Source organism: Allobaculum sp. Allo2, from assembly GCF_022701175.1.
Lineage (GTDB): Bacteria > Bacillota_I > Bacilli_A > Erysipelotrichales > Erysipelotrichaceae > Allobaculum > Allobaculum fili.
In genome coordinates this window covers 277754-302065 of sequence record NZ_CP078088.1, presented here as the reverse complement: position 1 = coordinate 302065, position 24312 = coordinate 277754, and the positions used below count along the sequence as shown (strand labels likewise).

Sequence of the window (24312 nt, the reverse complement as noted above, 5' to 3'; positions counted from 1 at the left end):
AAGGAAAGAGATGGAAAAAGACAATACCCTGATTCAGTTCAGGAACATCCAGAAGAGTTTTGATGACCAGATTATTCTCAAGGGCATCAATCTCGACATTAACAAAAACGAGTTTGTCACTCTGCTTGGCCCTTCGGGATGCGGCAAGACGACCCTTCTGCGAATTCTTGGAGGCTTCCTTTCTCAGGATGAAGGAGAAGTTTACATCGAGGGAAAAGAAATTTCTTCGCTGCCCCCGTACAAGCGGGAGCTGAATACGGTCTTCCAGAAATACGCGCTCTTTCCGAATATGAATGTTTACGAAAACATCGCGTTCGGTCTGCGCATCAAAAAGTATCGGACGACATTATCGAACAGAAAGTCATGCGTATGCTTCGTCTGATCGGACTGGAAGGCTATGAAAAACGGGAAATTACCCAGCTTTCCGGCGGCCAGCAGCAGCGTGTGGCCATCGCCAGAGCGCTGGTCAATGAACCGAACGTGCTTCTGCTCGACGAACCGCTCGGCGCGCTGGACTTAAAGCTGCGCAAGGAAATGCAGTACGAGCTCAAGCGCATTCAGCAGGAAGTCGGCATTACCTTTATTTTTGTTACCCACGACCAGGAAGAAGCCCTGACGATGTCCGACAAGATCGTCATCATGAAGGAGGGCGAAATCCAGCAGGTCGGCTCGCCGGTTGAAATTTACAACGAACCGGTCAACGCCTATGTCGCCAACTTTATCGGCGAAAGCAACATTTTGCCCGGCACGATGGTCCAGGACGAACTCGTCCGCTTTGACGAACAGGATTTTGAATGCGTCGACAAGGGCTTCAAGCCCGGCGAAGCGGTCGATGTCGTCATCCGTCCCGAAGACATTGATATCGTTCCCGTCGGTCAGGAAAACTGACCGGTACCGTGGAATCGGTTCTGTTCAAGGGCATGCTTTACGAAATGATGGTCGAAACCGTACCAGGCACCCACGTAACTGTGAACATGCACATCACGACCGAAGATGCCAACCAGAAAGACGACGGCCACATCCACATTTCCGGAAACAGCTTCTATCTGGACGTGGAAGATATGGAAGGCATCGAAGAAAAGGATCTGATCGCCCGTGCCGACGCGCAGGCCTGGAATGACGAAACCGATGAACAGCTGTCCATCGAACACGTCGAAACCGACCTGGAAAACAAGATCGGTACGTATTCGATTACCTTCACGACGCAGGGCGGCCTGTCGATTACCAAGACCATTCAGGTCATCGACCAGCAGATCGTCCGCGATGAAAAACGAAACGAGGGCGTTTCCGCCTTTAACTTCTTTAAATCCAAGGATGAAATCAAGGAATCCGTGGCGCTTGATACCGACCTGAAAACGTGGGCGAACGCGCAGGGCTGGCGTCTGAACAACGAAGACCAGTCCATTCCGCTCGATGTCACCTACGATTTCGATCCGGAAAAAATTGAACCGGGCGTTTACCCGGTAACGTTCTGGACCAAAGGCCGCGAGTTCAAGATTCATACGACGGACTTTTATAAGGAAGGTTCCCGTGTCGGTCTGACGTTTGGTCCGGAAGACATTCACGTCATGGAGAAGGAAGGCTATACCTCATGAAGACCTGGCGCAGACTCGCAATCCCGTATCTGATCTGGGGAACCGGGATGCTGCTGCTCCCGATGCTCCTGATCGTGTTTTATTCCATTGTCCAGCCGGGAAACGAAGTCACGACTTTCCGCTTTTCTCTGGACAGCTACATCCGTTTCTTTACGGATCCCAACTTTCTGATCATTCTCGGCCGCTCGCTGAGCGTTGCGATCAAGACGACCGTTCTCTGCCTGCTGATCGGCTATCCGGTGGCGTACTGGATCAGCCGCTGCAAGCAGAAGACGCAAAATCTGATCGTTCTGTTCATTACGCTGCCGATGTGGATCAACATGCTGGTAAGAACGTATGCCTGGATCGGCATCCTTTCCAAAGGCGGACCGGTTTCGATTGTCCTGAGCTGGTTTGGCATTAAGGACGCGGAAATTCTGTATACCGAAACCGCCGTTCTGATCGGCATGGTCTACAACTATCTGCCGTACATGGTGCTGCAGATTCACGCGTCGCTGACCAAAATGGATCCCTCGCTGGTCGAGGCGGCCAGCGATCTGGGCGCTTCGCCGTTCCAGACGTTCTGGCGGGTTATTTTCCCGCTGTCGATTCCGGGTGTCATTTCCGGAATTACCCTCGTCTTTCTGCCGGCGATTTCCGCCTTCTTCATTCCGAAACTGCTCGGCGGAGGCGGCTGGTTCCTGATTGGAAACGTCATTGAAAACCAGTTCATCACCGTCGGCGAATGGAACTTCGGTTCGGCGATTTCCGTCATTATGGCGATGATGATGATGATTCTGATGTCCCTTGTCCGCAAGGCGGACCGTAAGGCGGCCAAGGAGGGCAAAGCATGAAAAAGACGCCCCGTCGGCGCGCTGCTGACGACGCTGATGATGATCTTCTTTTATGTGCCGATCCTCTTCATGATCATCTTCTCGTTCAACAGCTCCAAATCGCTGACAAGCTTTACCGGCTTCTCGCTGCGGTGGTATGAGCAGATGTTTGCCTCGCATGACATGATGAATTCGCTTTATGTCACCATCGTCATTGCGGTTCTGGCCACCGTCATTTCGACGATCGTCGGAACGATCACCGCGATCGGCCTGCGCTATTCGAAAAGCTGGTGCGCTCCTACGTCACGCAGATCAACGATCTGCCGATGATGAACCCGGATATCGTGACCGCGATCGGTCTGATGCTGCTGTTCATCACCTTCCATATCGAACGCGGTTTTGTCACTTTGCTTCTGGCGCACATCGCGTTCTGTACGCCGTATGTCATTCTTTCGGTTACCCCGAAACTGCGGCAGCTTGACCCGAACCTGGCGGATGCGGCCATGGACCTTGGCGCCACGCCGTTTCAGACGCTGACTAAAGTCATCGTTCCGGAAATCATGCCGGGCATTGTCTCGGGCGCACTGATCGCCTTCACGATGAGTTTTGACGACTTCATCATTTCCTACTTTGCGACGGGAAAAGGCGTCAAGAACCTGTCGATCATGGTGTACACGATGGCCAAGCGCGTCAATCCGTCCATCAACGCGATTTCCACGCTGCTTGTCGCTCTGATCACGATCATCTTGCTGGCGGTCAACATCATCCCGGTCGTTCGCAAGCGCATGGAAGAAAAGCGCATGAAAGACCCCAATTACGTGCCTTCGGCACACAAGCACACCGCGCGCAATTCGCTGATCGGTGCGGTCATTGTCGCGCTGGCGTGCTGCCTGTTCTTCTTCCGCCCGGATCGCGGTACGCAGGCGTTTGCGGGCCAGACGCTGCATCTGTATTTGCCTGGCGAATACATTTCGGATGAAATGCTTTCGAACTTTGAGCAGCAGACCGGCGCTCAGGTTGTCGTGGACAACTTTGACTCCAACGAACAGATGTACATCAAGGTGGCGAACGGCGAATCCTTCGATGTGCTGATTCCTTCAGACTATATGATTCAGCGTCTGATCGACGAAGACCTGCTGATGAAGCTCGATCCGGAAAAAGTCGATGAAGCGATCGTTCAGCTCGACGATCAGGTATGCGATCTCGCCTACGATCCCGGAAACCAGTATTCCGTTCCGTATTTCTGGGGTACGGTCGGCATTGTGTACGACAAGGAAAAAGTGTCCCAGGAAGATCTCGAAAAAGACGGCTGGAACATTTTCCGCAATCCGAAGTACAAAGGCGATGTATACCTGTACGATTCGGAGCGCGACCAGTTCATGTCCGCTCTGAAAAATCTGGGCTATTCGATGAACACGTCGGATTCCCAGGAGCTCAAGGACGCCTTTGACTGGCTGAGCGATGTGGTCCGCACGATGGAACCGGAAATCGTAACGGATGAAATCATCGACAACATGGCCAACGGCCGCAAGGCGCTGGGCATGGTGTATTCCGGCGATGCGACGTACATCCTTCAGGAAAACGACCAGATGGGCTACTATCTGCCCAAAGAAGGCACCAACCTCTGGGTCGATGCCATGTGTATCCCGAAGAGCGCGGCCAATCCGGAACTCGCCTACGCCTTCATCAACTACGCAGCGTCCTACGAAGCGCAGATGATCAACTCGTCCTACGTCGGCTATACCGCGACCAACAAGGAAGCGGAAGACGAACTGGCAGCCACGGAGTTTGACGGCACCAACGCCTACATTCCGCGTACCGGCTATGCGAAGGACGAAGTCTTTGAATACAATCCGGACAGCCGCAAGACGATTGCGCAGTACTGGAGTCAGGTCAAGATCATCGCATCCAACAGCCGCTAGCCAGCGTGTCCTGAAGCGAAAAACCGATGGATCGAAAATCGATTTGATCCGGAACATCCATTTGCAAAACGAATAAAGTCCCGAATGCGAAGCGGCAGAAACCGGTTCGATTCGGGACTTTTACATGTGCAGTGCAGAGTGCAGAAACCGGATGGATCTTTGAAAAGAAAGCCGGATTCAGATCGCGTAAATCGAAATGAGAATCAGTGAAGAGAAAAACGCGCAGGCAAAAGGAATCCAGAGAACAGCCGCAGGCGGCTGTTTCGGTTCGCTTTGCGACGTGTCGATCAGAACGCGGATGCGCGATTCAAGAGCACGGGTCGACGTGCTGCGGGAAAAGGCGGAGAGCCGCACAAAGTTGGTATGCGGAAACGTGCGGGAAGACGGAGCCGCAAAGCGAAGCACCGTCCGGGAGTAATTGAGACGATTTAGCGGCGTGCGCTGTTCGGTGATCTGTCGATCGACGCGGATTTCGCTGAACAGTTCCAGCACGGGACGAATCCGCGTGAGGCCCGGCAGCCACCAGTAGACAATCGTCAGCGTCAGATACAGCTTTTTCAAGAGCGCGTCCTCGTTGCACAGATGACACACCTCATGCAAAATGATGAACTCATATTCGTCTGGATGCATCGGCACGTCCGGCAGGATGATAGCCGGATGATGATCGAGGCGTACAAAGGAAAACGGAACGGACGGAGAAATATAAAGATCAAAGTCCGGACCGCAGTAGTCCGGGATGAAATCGGTAATCGCGTACTGTTTTGCGGTATCGAGAACCATATCCATCAGAACCTGTTCTTTCTCATATCGTCGCCGGTATCGCACAAACGCAATAGCCGCGCCGGCCAGCCAGATCCAGCTCAGCCAGCCAAAGCCGTTCGTACCAAGAAACGACACGGTTTCCAGGTGGTGATCGATCAGAGGAAAGAGGCCATTCCAGGGCAGCTCGACCCCGAGCTGAAAGCTGCAGGGAAGAAACATGCGAAAGAAATAGGTGCACAATACCGCCATAAAAGGCAGGGATGAATGCGGCTGGCCAGAGAAGAATTATGAAGAAGTACAGCCAGCACAGCCATCAGACATATACAAAACAGAAGCGCCATGAATACCGAATAGACAGACAGCAGCATAATGTACCTTCTTTCCATATTCGGAGTTGCAATTCAGAGGCTTAAAAAATGGAAGGGACGGATCGCATGCTGCATTGTGCGGGGAAAACCGCATGCAAATCCAAGTGGTTCTATTTTAGCAAAAAAATGCTCATCAAACTCAAAAGTATAAAATACGCAATTTTTTAAAGGAATATATCTATTCGATGAAAATTTGAAATTATTCGCTAAAAATACAATCATGACGGAAAATCCGTATATCCATTGGACCTGCGCTGTTTTTGCTATTAATACATCCGCTTACATTTGTCTAAGCCCGCGGGAAAATATACCAAAAATTCATACTGACGCTAAAAAAATAACGATTTGGAAACGAAAATCAGCATTTGGAAAAGCGCTTCCAGAAAAGAGCGTTTTTTGCGAGTTTGTTTAAGTAAACTTCTGAGAAGACCGATCGAAAAGAGCGTGCTACAATGGCTCTGCAAGCACTCAGGGGATGTGAGTGCTGATCTTTATGCACTCGCTGCAGTTTTCTGCACCGCTCAGAGAACAGGCATTATCCGGGATATCGATGGAAGTTTCTTTTACGATGTTTTTGATTTTGAAGGCTGCAGTCTGAATCGACTCCGATTTGCGGCGCCTTGCTTCTGTCCGGTTTTCCATCGGATTTCCCATCCGAAAAAGGCGGAGCCGCAAGTCGATTTCGCCGGTGTACAGACTGTATGGAACATAAAGAATCACGGTATAGAAAGGATGGTCCTATGGAAAAAGAGATGGAAAAACAAGTCTTTGACGTTTCCGGCATGACGTGTGCTTCCTGCCAGGCAGCCGTTACCCGGGCCGTTTCCAAACTGGACGGCGTCGAAAGCGCGGACGTGTCTCTGCTCGCACAGAACATGCGGGTGGAATACGATCCAAAGCTCGTCAATCCGGCCGAGATTGAAAAAGCGGTAGCCGATGCCGGCTATTCCGCCACGCTTCAGCAGGCGGAAACGGGTTCCTCCAAACCGGAAAGTGCCGCGCAGATCTGGGAAGATCGAAGCGAACGCATTCGCAAGGAAACGGAAGACAAAAAGAAAAAGCTGATTTGTTCGCTTATTCTGCTGGCAATTCTGCTTTGCTTCTCCATGCTTCCAATGCTGGGCGTGTTCTCCTTTTTCATGGATATGGAATGGATGATGGCCGATGCCTGCATCCAGATGTTCCTGTCCACGGTAATCCTGTTCATTCAGCGGGATTTCTTCACGCACGGATTTAAAACTCTGCTTCACGGCAGCCCGAATATGGATACGCTCGTTGCGGTCGGCTCTTCTGTATCCTTTATTTACGGCTTTTACGGCCTGCTCACCATGGCGTACGGCTATGGAACGATGGATCATGAACTGATCCATTCCGGCATGAACGCGCTGTACTTTGAAAGTGCGGCGATGATCGTTACCCTGGTTTCTCTGGGCAAGTATCTCGAAGCGCGCTCCAAATCCAAAACCGGCGACGCGCTGGCCAAACTGGTCAGTCTGGCGCCGAAAACCGCATTTGTAAAACGCGGGGATGACTTTGTGGAAATCCCGGCGGAAGACGTCCGCGCCGGAGATCTGGTCCGCATTGTTCCGGGTGCCTCGATTCCAGTCGACGGTACCGTTGTGGAAGGTTCCGGTACGCTGGACCAGTCGGCCATTACCGGCGAATCGATGCCGGTCGAAAAAGCCATCGGCGACGAGGTCATGTCCGCTTCGACCAACCTGAACGGTTCGTTTGTCATGCGGGCGACGAAAGTCGGTTCCGATACGACGCTTTCTCAAATTATTTCGCTGGTCGATGAAGCCGGCAACTCCAAGGCACCAATCGCGCGTCTGGCCGACAAGGTTTCCGGCGTGTTCGTTCCGGTCGTTCTCGGCATTTCTCTTGTTACCCTGATCGGCTGGCTGATCGCCGGCCACAGCATTGGCTTTGCGCTGAACTGCGCGATTTCCGTACTCGTTATTTCCTGCCCGTGTGCGCTGGGTCTGGCCACGCCGCTGGCCATCATGGTCGCGACCGGCAAAGCCGCGCAGTACGGCATTCTCGTCAAATCCGCCGGCGTGCTCGAAGAACTGGCGAAAGTCAATACCGTGGTTCTCGACAAGACCGGAACCATTACCCGCGGCAAACCGGCCGTCGTATCCCTCACCCTGTTTGGCGATCGATACGATGCCGATGCGTTTATGACGATTGCTGCTTCGGCGGAATCCGGTTCGGAACATCCGCTGGCTAAAGCGGTTCTGGAAGAAGCCAAAAGAAAACCGCAGTCTGTATGCGGCCTCGGATTTCAAGGCCTTTGGCGGACGCGGTCTGGAAGTTATGGTGAACGGCATTTTCGTTCAGGCCGGCAACCAGGCATTCATGAACGAAGAACATGTAGCGCTCGATGAAAAAGCGCTCGAAGCTGCTTCAGAAATTGCGCGCAAAGGCGGAACGCCGCTCTTCTTCGCCTTTGATCATGAACTTTGCGGCATCATCGGCGCGGCCGATGAAATTCGTCCGACCTCGCGCGATGCCATCGCGTTGCTGCGCAAGGAAGGCATCGATGTCATTATGCTGACGGGGGACAACGCGCAGACCGCCAAGGCGGTTTCGCAGGGCCTCGAACTCAGCAATGTCATCTCGGATGTTCTGCCGGGCGATAAAGAATCAGTTATTCGCAAACTGGAAGACGAAGGCAAGATCGTGGCCATGGTCGGCGACGGCATTAACGATGCCCCGGCTCTGACTCGTGCTGACGTCGGCTTTGCGATTCAGTCCGGTACCGATATCGCGATGGAATCCGCAGATATCGTTTTGATGAAAAACAATCTGCTCGATGTCGTTACTGCCGTTGGGCTGTCCCGCGCCACCATTCGCAATATTAAGGAAAACCTGTTCTGGGCGTTCTTCTACAACATCCTGGGCATCCCGGTTGCCATGGGTCTCTTCTACCCGATTAACGGCTGGCTGCTCAACCCGATGATCGGCGCTGCAGCGATGTCCTTCTCGTCGGTTACCGTCTGCCTCAATGCCCTGCGTCTGCGCTTCTTCAAGCCGGCCAAGGCGATTTCCCAGATGGAAAGCCCAGAAGCCGAAAAGCAGCAGGAAGCCATCCAGATTTCCAAACTGCCCGCTGTGCCGTCCGCTGAGATGACCGCCTCTGCACTGGCATCCGAAGTGAGTGCCGCTTCCACCGCACAGAAACGGGCAGAAACAGCCCAACCGTCCGAACCGGCGCATAAAGGCCTGAAGGGAACCCCGCTCGTATGGGGCGATGCGAAATCCGCAAAAGCGGCTCAGGCAGCGCCTGCAGCGCGCAATGCCGAACCGGCGGCAGAACAGACCGTTCGCTTTGACGTAGACGGCATGACGTGTGCGCATTGCCAGAAGCATGTAACGCAGGCTTTGCAGAAGATCGATGGCGTACGCGCTGCAGAAGTCACGCTGAAACCGGGCGAAGCCCTCGTTCTGGCCGATCGTCCGATTGAACTTTCGGCCTATGAAGAAGCGGTAAAGGACGCCGGCTATGAAACCCGCACAGCCATTCCGCAGATGAGTGCCTTCCTCAAGGATTTCCATCCGCAAAACGAAGGCGAAATTACAGCTTTATTTGATGATTTAAAGAAAGACTATCCAGAACTGACCTGGATGGTTTACAGTGCCCCGGCGCAGCAGATTACCCTTTGCGGAGATACGCTGCCCGAAGAAGGCGATATTTTGAAGAGATCGCAAAACTGGAAAAATCCAGCAACGAAGCAGGCGAAGGAGGTGAGATGATGACTCTGACTATTGACGGCATGTCCTGCCAGCATTGCGTTGCCCGCGTTGAAAAAGCGCTGCAGGGCGTAGAAGGCGTTGAATCCGTAAAAGTGGATCTCGCCAGCGGCAAGGCAGTTGTAACGGGAAAGATCTCAGCGCAGCTGCACTGGCAAAAGCCGTAACCGCAGCCGGCTATTCGGTATCCGCAATCGATGACTGATTCAAGGATTGAAGCCGAAAACAAAGTTTTTTCACTGTATTACACTGGTAAAGTTTCAGAAAAGTACAAAAAGGGTGCCGAAAGGCACCTTTTTACGGCTGAAAGGCAGCGGTTTTTCAAATGGGATGATCGTACGCGTTTAGGCGAACGGCCTGGCTAGTTCTGTCCGTTTCCGAAGAAGGTCGGATCGTACAGGACGATATCCTGCGCCTTGAGCGACGCGGGAACATCGATCAGACGCTGGTTGGACGAGCCGCAGAACAGAAGTGAGAGATCTTTCTTGGCTTCCACAAACGGGCCGTCGACGAGGACGTTCAGGCTGTTCAGAATGGTGTCGGTCCATGGGGTGTGGCGACGGCCGCCATCGAGCAGGTCGCGGTCGAGAATGTAGCCGGTGTACATCCAGATCGTTTTTCCGGGAGTTCTTCACGAACGCGCGCAACCAGATGGGATACGGCTTCCTGATTGGAAATTTCAAACGGATCGCCGCCAAGAACGGTCAGGCCGTCGATGTACTTCGGAGCCAGCGCTTTTAAGATTTCGTCTTCGGTCTGGGATGTCCATGGCTTTCCATAGTCGAAATCCCAGGTTTCCTGCTGGAAGCAGCCAGGGCAATGATTGAGGCATCCGGAGACGAAAAGCGAAACGCGGACACCGGTACCATTGGCAATATCAAATTTTTTAATTTCACCGTAATTCATGATAGTTTTCCTTTACATTTTTATATATGAATATAAATCCAGTTATCTTTTTCGCATCTTCAGCGGCTGAGTCACCAGACAGGCGGCCTAGGGGTTGAGGGTGCATAGCCAATACTAACGGGCAGAGAATTTTCTGTCAAAAATACCGTACACCCGACAAGCGCAGATGGAGTCTGCAGAAATCTGCGCCCGCGCAAAGTCGCGGATCCCGCCGATTCCAGACCCTTTCATCGAAAAAGCCGGGAGCAGACGGTAAAATCAGAAGAGAGAACGAAAAAGAAGAAAAAGCGGCGATCCGTCTGTGAATCGCCATAAGGAGAAAGCCATGTACGCCGTATACAATCTGACCACAAGCCCTAACGTGAGCGTTGAAGACCAGTCCGGCCCGTTTCGCGTGCTCAAGCACAAGCTGGATTATTCGATCCCGTATGAAAACGCCATGGAAGCCTGGTTTGCGGCGAAAATGGGCAAGCATAAACGCCAGCTCGTCTGTTCGCTCGATGTCGATGACGTGCGCATTGCGGAAGGCATGATGCAGTGGATGGTCGGTTATTGCGAAATGGACAGCGGCGTGCGCAACGTGACTTCGCTGTTTGGGAAAATGATTACCGGCAAAATGACGGGGCAGAAAGCCGTCTCCCCTGCTATCGCGGGAAGGCACGATCGTCTGCGAGCCGGTAGACGATGAGATTTTGCTGATCGATCTGGCGGAGTGGCCTGACGGCATCGTCATTTCGCCCAACAGCTTTCTTGCCTGCTCCGGCGGCGTACGCCAGAGCGTCACCAGCCGGACGAGTCTGTCTTCGGCCGTATTTGCCAAGGAAGGCCTGTTTTCCATGCGTCTGGATGGAGAGGGCACAGCGGCCATTCTTTCGCCCTGCGTGGAAGAACAGCTCATTCTTGTGGAAATTACCGACGATGTGCTGCGCGTGGACGGCAGTTTCGCGATCGCCTGGTCGGGCAGCCTGACGCTGACCGTGGAAACGCCGGGCTCTTCAGCCACAGCGTCCTTTCTCAGCAAGGAAGGACTTGTGAATACGTACCGAGGAACCGGCAAGGTCCTTCTCGCGCCATTTATCCGGGAAGAGCTGTCCGAAGACGCTTTAGCAGATTCTGCATCCAAAAACGAGAGCGCTTCTTCCAATACGGTCAGCTGAATGCCGAAATGAGGCCAGATTTGGATTTTGTAGGAAATTCTTGATTATTTTTGTCTGTTCTTTTGTATAATCGTTGTTCAAAAAATTTCGTTTTACTAAAATGAAGATGGTGGAAAAGTGGTTAAACTCAATCGGCGATTTAACCGGATTGAATTTTTACGCAATAGGGAGATGAATTTATGGAACAAAACGGACTGACCAAACGCGAATCCCAAATAATGAATATTCTTTGGAACAGCGAACAGCCTATATCTGCACACGAAATTCTGCTGGCTTCCCGGAACTCAGCCGGAATACGATCCAGATCGTACTCAAAAATTACAGACGCTCGGATTTATTGAGGTAGCTGGATTCAGCTATCACAAAAATGCACTGACGCGTACGTTTAAGCCGATTATTTCGCAAAGTCAGTACATTGCCCAGTCTCTGGCAGATAATGCCTCTTATGAGCTGGCGATGAACTTCATTCGTCAGACCGAGGATTCAGCGATTCTTGATGAACTGGAAAAGCTGATCCAGGAAAAGCAGAAACTGCTTCGGTGCGAGAAAGACCGCGGCGAATGATCTAAAGGAAAAAATAAATACGTGGGCAAGCTGACCGCCTGTCCGCAGAAACAAGCCTAAAGGCCCGCATTCTGGATTTTATAACCAGGATGCTTTTTTAATGCTCATAAAAAATAGTTCTATACATTTTTGCCAAAAAGGCTGGAAAATGTCAAAAATGTACTATGAGCGCTCAAAATGCACGGCTGAACTCATCGGATATATCATCGTATTCATACCAAGAGGCCTAGTAAAATGGGAAAGAATAATACGAAAGATATGAAAATACGACGAGAACGGCTTTTGATGCTCGGACAGAGACCGTTTCCGATCACCATCGAATGGAAGGCGATTCCGGCCCCTGTTCTGTACGTCAGGGAGGATCTGTCCCTGCATATTTCTCTTTCGCTATATGAGAAAGAAGAAGAAATTCTGTCGAGTCTGCAGTCTCGAGAAGCGGATCTTCTCTGTCAGATTGCGACGCGGATTCGAAACCGGGACTTTTCCCGTCCAATCGATCTGGGTGAGGAAAACGGGTATCCGTTCTCTGTGCGCACAATTTTCGGTTTCCCCTGTCACGAAGAAATTTTACCGGGTAAAGATTTCTGCAAGCTTGAGGAAAGCGTATACCGCATCTATACGTCCAGCCTGGACGTTTTTGACCACATCCGTACGCTCATTCGCGAAGATCTTAATGCGCGCCTGCAGATCGCCTATAAAGAAGCCTGGGCCGATTCGGCGGATCGTCTGGCAGCCGCCGGACTGGATGGACCTTTTCCCGTACTGGAGATTCATGCCGATCAGCCATGGCCGATGCAGGTCGATCTGGATCGGAAGATCGTTCAGGTGCATCCCTACGTCGTGGAATATCCCAGAGAATACATTCTCTATTCCGCGCTTTCCGCTCTGGCTCACCTGGCCTGCGAGGAAGATGAGCAGGCGTACGCGTTTTTGATGGATGAACTGCTCGAAGACTGGGAAGAAATCCGCGAGCATGGCCGCAGAGTGTCCGGCGACCGTAAGCGTTCGAAGCAGCAGTCCTCACTTTCCTGATCCTCGGATCAAGCGTTGGAAACAGAACAGCCCCGCTTTCTTTCCAGTTCGTTCTGGCAAAGAAAGCGGGGCTGTATATTTTGTATTCCGTCCGGCGGGTGTTCTTGAAGCAGCCTGTTCAAGGGAGTGTTCAAGGATGGCCCGCGTATTCAGAGCGTTTATTTGGCAGGGCGTCGATTATTTCGCGCCTTTATTGTTTTTGCGGGTGATGATGAAGAATGCGCCAAGGGCAACGAGAGCGCCGATGAACAGACCGATCATCGGGTACAGGTTCGTCTGGGTAGCTGTGTCTGCACCGCTCGATTTGGGCTGTGCCGCTTTTTCTACGTTAAACGGATCGGTGTTCCAGTTGCGTTCGATCATGCCGTCGTTAAAGCCGAGAATGATCTGTTCGGTTCCGCTGCCGGAAGCAGGCGGGTTGAAGGAAAGGATCGCGCTGATCTTGGTGTCCGGTTTCATGTTCTTCACCTGATCGGCGTTGAAGGTAACGGTATAGACTTTCTGTTTCTTATCGTTGGTGGATTCGGCAATTTCCGGTTTTACTTCGGTTCCGTCCACTTTCACGGTTTTAACGCCTGTGAGATACGTACCCTGTTCCTGGGTGAAGGTCAGAACCATTTTTTCCGGTTTGTTTTTGAGCGTCAGATTGATGGTCATCGTCTGATCGTTCTTGTTGTAGGATTCGTAGCCGGTCACTGGGTCGCAGACAAAACGGAACGCATGCTTGGATTCGTAAGGAATGGTATGAATGCCGTTGTCGACATCGGCCAGGATACGGCTGTCACCGGCAGGAGCGTTGCGGTTCAGCTTCAGGACAAACTTGATGCTTGAGGTTGCTGTCATGGCATCTACGGCACTCTGCGGGAGCGTTACGAGAACGCCGTTTGTGCTGGCAGCGGTTTTGGTGCTGGATTGGGAGCTGGACGAATTCGAAGAATCCGAAGTGCTGGAATCGGCTTTGCTTTTCGTCTGAAGTTCGGTTTTTACGCCGTCAATTTCTTTTCCGTCTACGGTAACGGTGACTTCCGGCAGACGGGCGGATTCGCTGGAGCCGGAAGTCTGATCCTTGATCAGCAGAGCTTCCGGACTGGATTCAAAGCGAACGCTGAGCGATTTTGGCTTCTGGCTGGCTTTGAGATCGAGCGTCCAGGTCGCATCCTGTGCGGAGTAATTGCTGGAAACGGAGGACCAGTCGCTGGTCAGTTCAAAATCGCAGCTCTGTTCCTGCATTTCGTCGTGGGAAGCGTCAGTCGCGTTTTTACCGGCATACACCTGGGAAGTGGTACGGATTTCTACATCCTTGCTTCCGGAATAGGCGTTGAAGGTGAAGACGACAACGTCGCCGTCGCGCAGATCCTAAGCCGATCCGCGGAGAAGGAATACAGGTATTTTCCGTCGAGGTCCGAAGTCGTCTGATCGCGTCCGTCGATCTCGATCGCTTTGTTTGCGACCGTAATGGAAGCGGGTTCCGGATCAATTTCAGCATCGCCGCCGGCGGTCTGAACCCAGTTCAGCTGGAAGGCCAGCGATGTCGGAACTTTTTCACGGTAAACGTGCAGGTCAGCGTGTTCTTTTCCTTGTCAAAAGCGGAGGATGTGTACTCTACAAACTCCGATTTTTCTTCCGAAGAAGAGTCGGAAGAATCCGAAGAGTCCGAGCTGGAATCGGAAGAATCCGCAGCCGGATTTTTCTCCGTCTGATTGTTCTGGATTTTTCTACGGGAATCGGCTTGGACGGAGTACCGGACGGGCTGGTTCCCGGATCGTTTTCCCTTTCAGCGCCTCTTCGTTTGCGGCATCTGCAGCGGAAGAATCCGTTACGGTCGAAGTTTCTTCTTCCGGTGCGGTATTCTCCTGAGCAAATAAAGGGAAGGTTCCCAGAGAAAGAGAGGCGGAGAGCAGCAGAGCTGCCAGAGAGCGGACATTAGATTTCATATCAGCAATTTTTCCTTTCTTAAACACCCGGACCAGCACAGGGCAGCGTCTTGAACAGACAGCCGGCCGCTGCGGAAGCGGGCAAATGAAAAAGCAGAGTCAGAATTCAGCCCGGGCTCTTCTCAAAAAAGCGCGGGGCGAAAGATCTCCTGCATAGCAGGATACGGGATGCCGCGAAAGCTGTCAGTTCAAAAACAATTGCACAGCCATTTTCGCGGATTGATTCGCCCTCTATTCTACTAGCCAATTCGGGCGAAAACAAACGCATATTGAAAACGCAAACAAATGAAAGAAATGAAGCAAGCCGGGTTAAAAGATACAGAACGCTTCAAAGAGCGTATCCGGAATGTAAGCGTCAAATAAAAGACGGGTATTTTCTCGACCGCCTCCTTGGGATAATTCCTTTATTCAAGGAGGCTTTTTCATGGAATCAATCATCCCTGCAATCGATCTCGGTATCGATTTCTCCAAAGTTAAAAACATCTATCTGGCTCAGATGCCTGCTGACCTTCGCAAAGGAATTGACGGTTACGTCTCCCTGGTTCAAGGACCTCTCGCTCTGGATCCGCTGGATGGATCCCTCTTTCTCTTCGTTAATCGACAGAAGAACAAGATCAAAGGTATCCTTCGTGACGGAAATGGATTCTGGCTTGTTTATAAGCGACTCTCCAGATCTTCCCTTCAGTGGCCTGTCAGCACTGACCAGTCCGACTTCATGCGAATTGACTGTTCGCAGCTGGCTTCTCTGCTTTCCGGTCTGTCGATTGTTCCCCAGCCGGCATTTCTGCCACGAACTTATAAGTATGTTTAAACCAATTTAAAAGGATGATTTTCTTGAAGGAATATCAAGATAAATCATCCCATTTACTTTATCTATCGCTCTAAATATGTTAAAATTAATACATGAATGTGCCGAACCCTTACCAGACAATCCGCAACGAGCTCCTCGAAGATCTTCATCATCAGATCAGCACCATGACGGAAGAAGAGAAAGACAAATTTATTGAGGATATGTACCTGGATCTCTATTTCGCTAAAGAAATCAATAAAGCCGTGAAAAGCGGCCGCTTTGGTCCTTCTACGGAAAAGATGGTTCCCTTGAAACTGGATTACTCTGAAAACGAGGACGGCGGCCCAGATATCAATATTCTGAATAAACAGCTGGCTCAGCTTGATCTGAAAGCCGATGTTTGTTTTAACCGGGCTGCGAAATATCAGGAAGAGGGAGACCGCTATCGTAAAGAAGCTGAAGATTTAAAGCTCAGTTCTGTTGAAGGAAGCAAGAAAAACCTTCCACCAAGTGCAGAAAGCAGGAAGCGGTCAAAGAAACCACTACCTTCAGTGTAGAAGGGGAAAAGCGCATTTGCCCAGTTTGCGGCTGTGAGATGAAAACTGTTGGAATGAAACGTCACTATAGGATTCATCGGATTCCCGCTCGCTATAGGCTGGAAGAAGTGCTGCGTGAGACAGTCGCGTGCCCAAACAAGTGTACGGATGAAAACGGGAAAGCCATCATCCGCACCGCCGAACCTGACGAGCCTGCACTGATCGACAAGAGTGTCGCAACTTCCTCTATGGTCGCGGGAATTGCCTACGATAAGTTCGTAATGGGAACCCCGGCCTATCGTCAGGAAAAGCACCTGAGTCTCACGGGACTGCCGATCAGCCGTCAGACCATGGGCAACATCCTGGAAAAAACTTACGATCTTTATCTGAAGCCCCTCGTAAAACAAATGATTGAGGATCTCCCAAACTGTAACGTCGTCCATATGGATGAGACGGTTTTAAAGTGCACGGAGGTTAAAGATCGAAAACAGTCTTCTATGGTTGTCGCCGTCAGCGGAATCTATGAAGAGAACCAGATGGCTGTCTATAAGTTTTTCCCTTACAAGAAACAGGAGTTCGTAATCGCCCTCCTTGGCGGTTCTTTTCGTCATGCCCTTATGACAGACGGGCTTTATGCATATGCCAACTACTATGGCCCCTGCAGAAAGCTCAACTGTATGGCCCATGCGAGAAGAAAGATCTTCGAAGCCATCAAAGTCCGGTCAGACTTCGCGCAGTATCAGGCAGACGTCCTGAAGTGGGAAAAGACCACACTGGAGAACGACGAAGAGGCCGCAGAAGCGGCAGCCCAGCTGGACGAAACAGAGAGACCCGAACCAAGTCCGGGTCTCCAGATTCTGCTCACAGCCCTGTCTCTGTTCGGGAAGCTCTACCACATCGAATCCCACGTTGCTTCTTACTCGCACGAGGCGAGAACCGAAGTTCGGCAGGAACTTTCAAAGCCCTGCTTTGAAAGACTCACAAGAGTCATGATGGAGATTCAGAGTGGATTCGAGGAAAGAAGCACCGCCTACAGAGCAGCCAAGTACTTCATGGATCGAGCGAACTCGCTGGGAAGGTACCTGGAAGACGGTGATTATCCGATCGACAATAATGTGGCAGAAAGAGCCGTAAAGCCATTCGTGATCAATCGCAAAAACTTCCAGACTACGAAGAGTATCAAAGGTGCGGAAGTCGTCGCAGCGTTTATGACTTTGTTTCGATCGGCTGAAATGAACGACTTAAATCCAGAGCGCTACATGGAGTACGTTCTGGATGAACTCAAATGGTTCAAAGACGATGAAATCGCGGTAGATGTATTGAAGTCACTTCTGCCGTATTCAAAGGATTTACCTGAATATCTTCGAATTGGATACCGTGGACCGGATCCGAAGTATGAAGAAAACGATGAAGAATAAAAAATACGCCAAGCGGGATCTCGAAAGGGATCCCGTTTAGCGTATCTAATATTCAGTCTCGCGTATACCCGTCGATTGTTTGACACTTACTCCGGAATCGCCCATGAAAAAGCCTCTTTCCGCATTGGAGAGAGGCTGAATTCTTTCAATCAGGCTTCCGGTTCGGGAAGTACGGGGAGCGGTTCTTCCGCTGGCGGCAGATCCGGAACGACTGGATCCGGTGCGGGCGGAGTCGGTACGGGATCGGGCAGCGGATTGACAGGCTGCTGCACCGGCGGCGTTACCTGCGGCGTATTGTCAATCGGCGCGTCATAGCCAGGATCTTCCTGGATGGCGTCGGTATAGCCGGGATCCGTATCCGGTTCGTTCTGCGGCTGGTCTGCTGTACTGGACGCGGCGGAATCGGCCTGCGGGCGGTTGGCTGCCTGGTTGTCGACGTCATCGGCGCTTCCGGTCGAACCGTCGATTTCCTGCGGGCTCTTGCCTTCGAGAACGCCGTCAATACGCTTCTTAGCGGTCGCTACGGTTTCGTAGTCCGGAACCATGACGTAGGCGTTCTGTCCAAGTTCCGCACAGAAGTTTGTTTCGCCTGTTCCATCGAGCGAGTAGGTCAGGAACGTCCAGTCCGGATTATCCTGAATCTGTTTCTGGAGAAGGGCCTTGATTTCCTCTTCGGAAAGGTCGGTCTGGAAGGCGCCGCTCAAAGCGTCCATTAAGGACGGGTAGCTGGTAATGATGCTTGGGGAAAGCACCTTTCTGGCGACAGCCATGAGAACCTGCTGCTGGTTTTTCACGCGCTGACGGTCGCCTTCGCTGTAGGCGTAGCGTTCACGGGCGTAGGCAAGAGCCTGTTCGCCGTTGAGGTGGTTCATGCCTTCCTGTACGCCATAGCGGGAATCCGTGTAAAACGACGGAACCGCATAGCCAGGCGCAACATTAATATCGATGCCGCCTAAGGCGTCAACGAGGTTGATGACCGAACTGAAGTTGACCTGCATCGTGTAGTTGATTTCGATGCCGAGCAGCTTCTCGATCGTGGCTTTTGTCGTTTCGGTACCGTGCAGACCGGTGTGCGTCAGCTTGTCCATCTGGCCCGCTGCGCAGCCGTTTTCAGCCGGGCAGGCGGTTTCGACGTAGTAGTCGCGGGGAATGCTGGTGAGAAGAACCACATGGGTTTTCGGGTTGACGGAAGCGATCATGTTCACATCGCTTCGGCCGACTTCGCCAAAGCCGTTGCGGGAATCCGTTCCGGTAATCAGCACGTTAAACGGCGTCGAGTTGATGTCGTCAACGGTTTTTGTGGTCGTCGTGCTGTTCGTTTCAAAAGCGGCGGAGAAGACGACTTTCGTATCGTCGTAGAAGCTCTTGAAACGGTCATCCGAGTCGGAAATCTGACCGCGGTAGGCGGAAGGAAGAATCATCGCTTCGATCTGGTGATCGTAAAGCGCGTTGGCCATATCGACGATGCCGTCGTATTCGGAGGCGTTGAACGGAACGTTCTTGCTGTTGAGAACGTTGACCATGTCGTCCGTATACGTACGGGCAACGGTACGCAAAATGCCGATTTTCTTGTCCTTGAGATCTTCGACATCATTGCAGCTCGAATCTTTCATGGCAATAATTTCCACCACGTACTGCGAAGCCGGGGAAAGATCGGTCACGGTCGAAAAGAGGCTGGTGGCTTTGGAAACATAAAAGCCGCCCATGCCCATGGCCGCAATAATCACGACGGTAAGAATCGTTACCGGAATGCGAGCGCCTTTTTTCCGGGTCAGCCAGATTTGCATCGCAATGATGAGAATGGCCAGAACGACCAGAATGGCGCTCAGGCCCCAGGTGATCTGGGTAGGAAAGATATTCAGGGTGATCAGTTCATAAACCGCAAAAGCCGTAAATCCGGCCAGCAGGATCGAAAGAATAATCGAAGCCGCCTGGAATCCTCTGGAAGGATGGCTGGATTTTCTGGGGTGAACGTGTCGCATAACATACCTGCCTTTCTGAAGGGGATGGATAAAGCTGAAGCAAAGGGTTCGAATCCAGTGAAGATACGATGTTCGGTCTGCAAAATCCGCCGGCAAAAGCCGCGGGGCAGACGGAAAACTGTATACGTCCTTTATCTTAACAAAAGTCAGGGGACAAAGGGCGACGTCTGCCGCGCGCAAAGGCGTGCCGGCAGTTTATAGCTTTTCATTTTAAGCAAAAACGGTCGGGGATGAAACCGACAGTTCTGTACGTTTCGCCAGAGCGGCCCCGCTTAAAATACCGGATCGCGTAAGCCATACCAGCCTGCGGGTGAATTCGGTTGGCTCGTATTGAGCAGACAAAGATCCGTAAAGACTGTACGCCAGCCATGGGCAGTCCGGCTAAAAGGAAGAGGAATATTTTTCGAGAAAAACTTGGCTTTGAGAAAAGCGCTTCCTTTTGAACCAGTTGACCGGTTCGGTGCTGGTCAGCGGAATTTCGATGCAGCAGATTTCATTGGTATCAATCCAGACATCGAGCAGAAATTCGCTGATCCGTCCGGGCATGCGGGCCGCAAACGCGTCTTTTTCTTCGAGATGCGCCCGCCGCATGACTTCTTCAAGCACCCCAAAAGAAACGTGCAGTACGCGTCGGCCAGGGAACGCTCCATTAAAAACATATTGAACATGTGACCGCTGCGTTTTTCAAGTGGGCATACAGCGCCGGTTCGTATTCGGGATACTGATCGCGGATCACCTGCGCCAGCAGATCGAGATCCGCCGGATCGAGCGTATGCGCGTAATGCGATTCGAGCGTTTCAATATAGTAGCGTCGCTTTTTGGGCAGAATGACCGGGCAGTCGTGCAGAAGTTCGACGGCCTGTTTTTGCGAAAGCACCTTGCATTTTAAAGACGGGATGGGCGCGTCGCCTTTGAAGTGGCGGCGATAATGGGCCAGTCCAAAGGCATCGCACGATTCGTCCAGATTTTCCACGCCCAGTACAGGGCGGTCAGCTCGCTTAAATACGGATTGGCCGACGAGATCGAGTCGCCCTGATCGTCGCGGGCAAACCCGATGGAGTCTTTGCCTTTTGCGCCCGCCTGTACAGGCAGATACAGCGGATCGTCCGGCATGGGATACGGCTTATGGGCGGCAACCACAATTTTAGGGTGGTCAGCTTTCTTCGCGGAAAGTTCAGGGAAGGGGTGGACATGAACGCCTCCTTTTACTGGTTTCGTATTGGTTTCGCAGCTGCTTTTGTTTTTGCTTTAGAAAAAAGGCAATGTCATTAAGTTAAGATTTCTCAGACCACATCAGCGTTAAGCAGTGATGTGGTCTTTTTCTACTCTTCAAGTCAAATCTCGAATGATTCGAGTTTTTCACTTTTTCTAAAAATCTATTGACAAATTTCTGCCGCCGCGCGTCTGCTTCGCAGCCGATGGGGAGAACTTAAAGGAGTTTTCCCTATGACTGCTATCGCCAAAGAATGTTCTTTCTTCAGAAACACCTTCCTCAATATCATCAGCTCAGAAACGGCGAACCCTGCCAATTTTACTTCTCAGTCCGCCTTCACCCGTAAGCGGCAGATTGACCTGCATGAGCTTGTCCTTCTTCCGTTTCAGCTGACAGAGGAATCCCTCGCTGCTTCCTTTCCCTGGATCCTGTTTAAGGGCGGATCATCTGTTTCAGCCTCTGCTGTGTCTCAGGCCCGTTCCAAAATCAACTCTTCACTTTATAAAAACGTCTTCAATCGGTTTAACAAGGCAACTTCCAGCTCTGATGTTAAAACCTTCAAGGGTTATCGCCTCCTCGCTGTAGATGGAAGCGAGATTCAAGTTCTTCCTGAACAGGACAATGACATCACCTATGGCGCTTCTAAAAAGGCAAGAAGAGGCACTTTGTTCATTTGAATGCCGAATTCGACGCCCTCAACTCCGTCTTTACTGACGCGCTGCTTCAACCCGGCTCTGAGAAGAATGAAGATTCAGCTCTTCTTGAACTCGCTCAGCGTTCTTCATTTCAGAAAGCCATCTTCATCGCTGATCGGGGATACGAAGCTCTTATGTCTTTCTATCGCCTGCAGAAGGAACATGTCCCTTTTGTCATACGTATCAAAGACGAGACATCATCTACAAGCATTCTCAAGTACTATAAGACTCCCGAGTCAGAAGAGTATGACATTCCTTTCAATGTGATTCTGACCAGTAAAAACAACAGGCATGTCAAAGACCATTGGGATGTCTATAAGTACATCTCTTCGTACAGGAAGCAGCCTGAATTTGACGGTCAAACGACTGAACTCCCTTTAAATATCAGGGTTGTGAGGTTCAAAGCTGCCTGCGAAGGGAATGAATCATTCATTACCGTCTGCACCAATCTGTCGGAAGCTGAGTTTGGGACCGAGGACATCAAGCAGATCTACCGTCTGCGCTGGCAGGTTGAAGTCGGCTTCAGGGGACTGAAACGAAACACCGATCTTGAATGGACTCATTCAAGGAAGCTTGATCTGGTCCAGGCAGAGATCTATGCCAAAATGACTCTCTACAATCTTTGTTCCCGTTTGCGCAACAAGGTAGAAAGATCTCGTCAGCACCAGAAGCGCATCGCTCAGGCCAAAAAGCACAAGCAGAAGGCAGATTTCGGATTCATCATCAAAACGATTCAACAGTGGCTGTTCAAAAAAGCCAGAATCAGCTTGAGTACACTGGAAGATCTTCTTCTGGCCAGGATATCTCCGATCAGAGAAGGAAGAGCTGATACCAGAAAGAAGAAGTGACAGATTTGAAAACCGAAAAGTCATCAGGATGATTTTTTCAACAGGTAGAAAATCATCCTTTTCGTCATGCCTGAGACGCAAAATATAAGAAATGACAACGCTCATGAACAGGGTATACGATTTTTATCCCTCCTTAACTTAATGACATTGGAAAAAAGGATACAAAAAAGGATACAAGGGGATACGCGACAGGGAATTCTCGATAAAGAACAAAACTGGGAGCGGGTAAAGCAGCATCCGTCTGGATCAGCGGGCGATGAGCTTTCGAAGCAGCTGCATCAGAATGGATTCTCTGCGAAGCAGAAGCACGACGCCATAGACGCCAAAAACAGAATGGCGCAGACAGCCAGACGCCAGAACGGACCCGCGTTCAGAAGGGAAGAGCTGATCAGCAGAACCGGCGAGGCAAAGAGCATGCCCCAAAGAAGCGGCCCCCATTCGATACGCCGGGACAGGCGCCTGAGCGGGCGGCGAAGCCGCGCAAACTGAATGATCAGTACCGCCGTTTCGGCAGCCAGCGTTCCAATCGCCGCACCGGTACTGCCCAGCAAGGGGATCAGAGCCAGATTAAGAAGAAAATCGACCAGCGCTCCGCCGATGACGGAATACAGGACTGTTTTTTCTTCGTTCTGGGGGACAAGAATCTGCATGCCGGTAATATTGGTCAGTCCGATCAGCAAAATGGTCGGCATGAGCACGATCATCGCCGGAATGGCGGGAAGAAATTCCGCACCCGAAAGCAGAAGGATGACGTCTTTGGCCATATTGCTGAAAAAGAGACAGCAGGGAATGGAAAGAGAAGGACAAAGGAGAAGGCCTTCGAAACGAGTTTCCAGAAGCCTTTCATCTGATGATGCCGGGCATAAAAGGAAAGGCGCGGCAACAGTACAGTACCAAGAGAAGTGGTCATCGTCACCAGAATGGTTTTGACCTTGACCGAGGCGTTGTAGTAGCCGACGGCTGTATTGTCTTTCATGAAGCCGAGCATTACGACATCCAGACTCGTATAAACGGAAGAAGCCACGGCCATCGCAAAGAAACGAAGCATCGGCCTGAAGTGCTGACGGAAGTTCCATTTTCCCCGCTTTTTAAAAGGCACCAGTTTGCGAAGGTACCAGAAGTTGATCAGGCCCGAGCCAAAGGAGCTGATGACCGTTACCGCCGCGTACAGATTGACATCATGGGCGGAATGCACCAGCAGAAACAGCAGGACCAGACCGAGCGCCTTGAAAAACATGCCCGCCATCGAAATGTAGGTCAGCTGTTCAAGCGCCTGGAAGACCCAGTTCATGCCGATGATGTTCAGAAAAATCGCCGCGGAACAGATGATGTACATCGTCTGCTCGCTGGCAAGCGACGGGACGAGAATAAGCGAAAGGAAAAAGCCCCGTAGGCGACGGCGCCCATGATCAGGTTGAGAATGAGAAGTTCCTGCACAGTCATGGACAGTCTGACGGGATCATCCCGTACCGACGCGCACGCTCTCACCCCGTAGACAGGTACGCCAAGCATAGCCGCCATAGTGAAATAGGAAACGTAGCTGGTTCCCATGGCGACCGCGCCGGTCCCGGCTGGACCAAGTACGCGCGAGGCGTACGGGAAGGTGATGAGCGGAAACAGAACGGACGAAATGTTGAGCAGGAAATTCATGAAGAAGTTGACCGTGATGGACGGCCGGTTCGAAGCGCGTTTCGACATGGAAGGATCCTTTCTTCAGAATTTCAGATGCACATGGTGCAGAATGCACCGTGAGCCGATGGCACACAAACGCATAGAAAGAAAGCTCGAATCGGTTCGAGCTCTCTGAAACGCCGTAAAAATAAAGTTTTTCTGCTTTTTCCATATACCTGAGGAAAACTTAGACGGGCAGAAATGCCCGGGCATCTAAAAACGAGGCGAAAAAACCGACGTTATGATAGTACATAATAGACAATTCCGCATGGTCTGTACATTTGGCCATGCGAAAATAGACAGGCTAGACTAAAAAATACACAGGTAAATCCCTCCGGCCTGCGGCCCGGAACG

Annotated in this window: 25 protein-coding genes and 2 pseudogenes; 15 read left to right on the top strand and 12 right to left on the bottom strand. The window is 51.4% G+C overall.

Annotated elements, in window-relative coordinates:
* Positions 1–10 precede the first annotated feature (10 nt).
* The 4 genes and pseudogenes from KWG61_RS01895 to KWG61_RS01880 all read left to right on the top strand — a co-directional run bounded on the left by KWG61_RS01895 (position 11) and on the right by KWG61_RS01880 (position 4329).
* A pseudogene (locus KWG61_RS01895) lies at positions 11–1595 on the top strand (ABC transporter ATP-binding protein).
* Positions 1592–2428 carry an ABC transporter permease gene (locus KWG61_RS01890; protein ID WP_230267313.1) on the top strand — a complete coding sequence of 279 codons (837 nt, stop codon included), beginning with the start codon at positions 1592–1594 and terminating at the stop codon, positions 2426–2428. The pseudogene KWG61_RS01895 and the gene KWG61_RS01890 overlap by 4 nt, the downstream one beginning before the upstream one ends.
* 36 nt (positions 2429–2464) lie before the next feature.
* The gene (locus KWG61_RS01885; protein WP_242744770.1) at positions 2465–2737 is read left to right on the top strand and encodes an ABC transporter permease; all 273 of its coding nucleotides are present in this window, start codon (positions 2465–2467) and stop codon (positions 2735–2737) included.
* Positions 2698–4329, top strand: coding sequence for an extracellular solute-binding protein (locus KWG61_RS01880; protein WP_242744769.1), 1632 nt, complete (start codon positions 2698–2700; stop codon positions 4327–4329). The genes KWG61_RS01885 and KWG61_RS01880 overlap by 40 nt, the downstream gene beginning before the upstream one ends.
* A gap of 177 nt (positions 4330–4506) precedes the next feature.
* Here the strand turns inward: KWG61_RS01880 and KWG61_RS01875 are convergent, their stop codons facing one another.
* Both KWG61_RS01875 and KWG61_RS01870 read right to left on the bottom strand, forming a co-directional pair.
* Entirely contained in the window at positions 4507–5226 is a 720-nt protein-coding gene (locus KWG61_RS01875) for a M56 family metallopeptidase (RefSeq protein WP_242744768.1), read from the bottom strand.
* A 701-nt stretch (positions 5227–5927) separates the two neighbouring features.
* Positions 5928–6179: a hypothetical protein gene (locus KWG61_RS01870; protein WP_242744767.1), complete on the bottom strand. Its 252-nt coding sequence runs from the start codon at positions 6177–6179 to the stop codon at positions 5928–5930.
* Positions 6180–6211: 32 nt separating this feature from the next.
* Between KWG61_RS01870 and KWG61_RS01865 the strand changes: the two genes are divergently transcribed.
* Genes KWG61_RS01865 through KWG61_RS01855 form a run of 3 tightly spaced genes read left to right on the top strand, consistent with a single transcriptional unit; the run spans position 6212 to position 9379 of the window.
* Positions 6212–7846 (top strand): cation-translocating P-type ATPase, encoded by a 1635-nt coding sequence (locus KWG61_RS01865; protein ID WP_242744766.1) that lies wholly within the window; start codon positions 6212–6214, stop codon positions 7844–7846.
* Entirely contained in the window at positions 7776–9215 is a 1440-nt protein-coding gene (locus KWG61_RS01860) for an HAD-IC family P-type ATPase (RefSeq protein WP_242744765.1), read from the top strand. Before KWG61_RS01865 ends, KWG61_RS01860 begins: the two co-directional genes overlap by 71 nt.
* Entirely contained in the window at positions 9212–9379 is a 168-nt protein-coding gene (locus KWG61_RS01855) for a heavy-metal-associated domain-containing protein (protein WP_242744764.1), read from the top strand. Before KWG61_RS01860 ends, KWG61_RS01855 begins: the two co-directional genes overlap by 4 nt.
* 194 nt (positions 9380–9573) lie before the next feature.
* Here the strand turns inward: KWG61_RS01855 and nrdG are convergent.
* Positions 9574–10118: pseudogene (gene nrdG, locus KWG61_RS01850) on the bottom strand (anaerobic ribonucleoside-triphosphate reductase activating protein).
* Positions 10119–10443: 325 nt separating this feature from the next.
* Between nrdG and KWG61_RS01845 the strand changes: the two are divergent.
* The 3 genes from KWG61_RS01845 to KWG61_RS01835 all read left to right on the top strand — a co-directional run bounded on the left by KWG61_RS01845 (position 10444) and on the right by KWG61_RS01835 (position 12871).
* Positions 10444–10806 (top strand): hypothetical protein, encoded by a 363-nt coding sequence (locus KWG61_RS01845; protein ID WP_242744763.1) that lies wholly within the window; start codon positions 10444–10446, stop codon positions 10804–10806.
* A gap of 4 nt (positions 10807–10810) precedes the next feature.
* Positions 10811–11275 (top strand): AIM24 family protein, encoded by a 465-nt coding sequence (locus tag KWG61_RS01840; RefSeq protein WP_242744762.1) that lies wholly within the window; start codon positions 10811–10813, stop codon positions 11273–11275.
* Positions 11276–12097: 822 nt separating this feature from the next.
* The gene (locus KWG61_RS01835) at positions 12098–12871 is read left to right on the top strand and encodes a hypothetical protein (protein WP_230267320.1); all 774 of its coding nucleotides are present in this window, start codon (positions 12098–12100) and stop codon (positions 12869–12871) included.
* 177 nt (positions 12872–13048) lie between these two features.
* On the opposite strand, the gene KWG61_RS01830 is transcribed toward KWG61_RS01835, so the two are convergent.
* Both KWG61_RS01830 and KWG61_RS01825 read right to left on the bottom strand, forming a co-directional pair.
* The gene (locus KWG61_RS01830) at positions 13049–14143 is read right to left on the bottom strand and encodes a hypothetical protein (protein ID WP_242744761.1); all 1095 of its coding nucleotides are present in this window, start codon (positions 14141–14143) and stop codon (positions 13049–13051) included.
* A gap of 443 nt (positions 14144–14586) precedes the next feature.
* Complete coding sequence (locus KWG61_RS01825; protein WP_242744760.1) at positions 14587–14805, bottom strand: hypothetical protein; 219 nt, start codon at positions 14803–14805, stop codon at positions 14587–14589.
* A 424-nt stretch (positions 14806–15229) separates the two neighbouring features.
* Between KWG61_RS01825 and tnpB the strand changes: the two genes are divergently transcribed.
* The 3 genes from tnpB (at position 15230) to KWG61_RS01810 (ending at position 17549) form a co-directional block, all read left to right on the top strand.
* Positions 15230–15616: an IS66 family insertion sequence element accessory protein TnpB gene (gene tnpB, locus KWG61_RS01820; RefSeq protein ID WP_230268547.1), complete on the top strand. Its 387-nt coding sequence runs from the start codon at positions 15230–15232 to the stop codon at positions 15614–15616.
* A gap of 92 nt (positions 15617–15708) precedes the next feature.
* Positions 15709–16152 carry a hypothetical protein gene (locus KWG61_RS01815; RefSeq protein WP_242743428.1) on the top strand — a complete coding sequence of 148 codons (444 nt, stop codon included), beginning with the start codon at positions 15709–15711 and terminating at the stop codon, positions 16150–16152.
* A gap of 38 nt (positions 16153–16190) precedes the next feature.
* The gene (locus KWG61_RS01810) at positions 16191–17549 is read left to right on the top strand and encodes a transposase (protein WP_242743384.1); all 1359 of its coding nucleotides are present in this window, start codon (positions 16191–16193) and stop codon (positions 17547–17549) included.
* A gap of 149 nt (positions 17550–17698) precedes the next feature.
* Here KWG61_RS01810 and KWG61_RS01805 read toward each other — a convergent pair whose 3' ends face one another.
* From KWG61_RS01805 to KWG61_RS15760, 4 genes are all read right to left on the bottom strand, one after another.
* Positions 17699–19531 (bottom strand): LCP family protein, encoded by a 1833-nt coding sequence (locus tag KWG61_RS01805; protein ID WP_230268518.1) that lies wholly within the window; start codon positions 19529–19531, stop codon positions 17699–17701.
* A 381-nt stretch (positions 19532–19912) separates the two neighbouring features.
* Positions 19913–20137: a DUF4422 domain-containing protein gene (locus KWG61_RS15770; RefSeq protein ID WP_256460743.1), complete on the bottom strand. Its 225-nt coding sequence runs from the start codon at positions 20135–20137 to the stop codon at positions 19913–19915.
* A gap of 43 nt (positions 20138–20180) precedes the next feature.
* Positions 20181–20504 (bottom strand): DUF4422 domain-containing protein, encoded by a 324-nt coding sequence (locus KWG61_RS15765; RefSeq protein WP_256460742.1) that lies wholly within the window; start codon positions 20502–20504, stop codon positions 20181–20183.
* On the bottom strand, positions 20417–20671 hold the full coding sequence (locus KWG61_RS15760) for a DUF4422 domain-containing protein (RefSeq protein WP_256460741.1): 255 nt from the start codon (positions 20669–20671) through the stop codon (positions 20417–20419). Before KWG61_RS15760 ends, KWG61_RS15765 begins: the two co-directional genes overlap by 88 nt.
* 306 nt (positions 20672–20977) lie before the next feature.
* Between KWG61_RS15760 and KWG61_RS01795 the strand changes: the two genes are divergently transcribed.
* Entirely contained in the window at positions 20978–21421 is a 444-nt protein-coding gene (locus tag KWG61_RS01795) for a hypothetical protein (RefSeq protein WP_242743450.1), read from the top strand.
* The gene (locus tag KWG61_RS01790; protein ID WP_242743677.1) at positions 21418–22287 is read left to right on the top strand and encodes a transposase; all 870 of its coding nucleotides are present in this window, start codon (positions 21418–21420) and stop codon (positions 22285–22287) included. Before KWG61_RS01795 ends, KWG61_RS01790 begins: the two co-directional genes overlap by 4 nt.
* Before the next feature lie 278 nt (positions 22288–22565).
* Here the strand turns inward: KWG61_RS01790 and KWG61_RS01785 are convergent, their stop codons facing one another.
* Genes KWG61_RS01785 through KWG61_RS15755 form a run of 3 tightly spaced genes read right to left on the bottom strand, consistent with a single transcriptional unit; the run spans position 22566 to position 23985 of the window.
* Positions 22566–22991, bottom strand: a complete 426-nt coding sequence (locus KWG61_RS01785; RefSeq protein ID WP_242744759.1) for a polysaccharide biosynthesis C-terminal domain-containing protein — start codon at positions 22989–22991, stop codon at positions 22566–22568.
* On the bottom strand, positions 22988–23623 hold the full coding sequence (locus tag KWG61_RS01780; RefSeq protein WP_256460740.1) for an oligosaccharide flippase family protein: 636 nt from the start codon (positions 23621–23623) through the stop codon (positions 22988–22990). Before KWG61_RS01780 ends, KWG61_RS01785 begins: the two co-directional genes overlap by 4 nt.
* Complete coding sequence (locus KWG61_RS15755) at positions 23590–23985, bottom strand: oligosaccharide flippase family protein (protein WP_256460739.1); 396 nt, start codon at positions 23983–23985, stop codon at positions 23590–23592. The genes KWG61_RS01780 and KWG61_RS15755 overlap by 34 nt, the downstream gene beginning before the upstream one ends.
* Between the last annotated feature and the right edge of the window lie 327 nt (positions 23986–24312).

Coding starts and splice junctions, on each gene's coding strand:
- KWG61_RS01810 (WP_242743384.1), top strand. CDS start 16,191: ATGAAAACTGTTGGAATGAAACGTCACTATAGGATTCATCGGATTCCC.
- KWG61_RS01860 (WP_242744765.1), top strand. CDS start 7,776: ATGGTGAACGGCATTTTCGTTCAGGCCGGCAACCAGGCATTCATGAAC.
- KWG61_RS01885 (WP_242744770.1), top strand. CDS start 2,465: ATGATGATCTTCTTTTATGTGCCGATCCTCTTCATGATCATCTTCTCG.
- KWG61_RS01865 (WP_242744766.1), top strand. CDS start 6,212: ATGGAAAAACAAGTCTTTGACGTTTCCGGCATGACGTGTGCTTCCTGC.
- KWG61_RS01785 (WP_242744759.1), bottom strand. CDS start 22,991: ATGATCGTGCTCATGCCGACCATTTTGCTGATCGGACTGACCAATATT.
- KWG61_RS01795 (WP_242743450.1), top strand. CDS start 20,978: ATGACTGCTATCGCCAAAGAATGTTCTTTCTTCAGAAACACCTTCCTC.
- KWG61_RS01845 (WP_242744763.1), top strand. CDS start 10,444: ATGTACGCCGTATACAATCTGACCACAAGCCCTAACGTGAGCGTTGAA.
- KWG61_RS01855 (WP_242744764.1), top strand. CDS start 9,212: ATGATGACTCTGACTATTGACGGCATGTCCTGCCAGCATTGCGTTGCC.
- KWG61_RS01835 (WP_230267320.1), top strand. CDS start 12,098: ATGAAAATACGACGAGAACGGCTTTTGATGCTCGGACAGAGACCGTTT.
- KWG61_RS01805 (WP_230268518.1), bottom strand. CDS start 19,531: ATGCGACACGTTCACCCCAGAAAATCCAGCCATCCTTCCAGAGGATTC.
- KWG61_RS01825 (WP_242744760.1), bottom strand. CDS start 14,805: ATGAAATCTAATGTCCGCTCTCTGGCAGCTCTGCTGCTCTCCGCCTCT.
- KWG61_RS01815 (WP_242743428.1), top strand. CDS start 15,709: ATGAATGTGCCGAACCCTTACCAGACAATCCGCAACGAGCTCCTCGAA.
- KWG61_RS01780 (WP_256460740.1), bottom strand. CDS start 23,623: ATGTACATCATCTGTTCCGCGGCGATTTTTCTGAACATCATCGGCATG.
- tnpB (WP_230268547.1), top strand. CDS start 15,230: ATGGAATCAATCATCCCTGCAATCGATCTCGGTATCGATTTCTCCAAA.
- KWG61_RS01890 (WP_230267313.1), top strand. CDS start 1,592: ATGAAGACCTGGCGCAGACTCGCAATCCCGTATCTGATCTGGGGAACC.
- KWG61_RS15755 (WP_256460739.1), bottom strand. CDS start 23,985: ATGTCGAAACGCGCTTCGAACCGGCCGTCCATCACGGTCAACTTCTTC.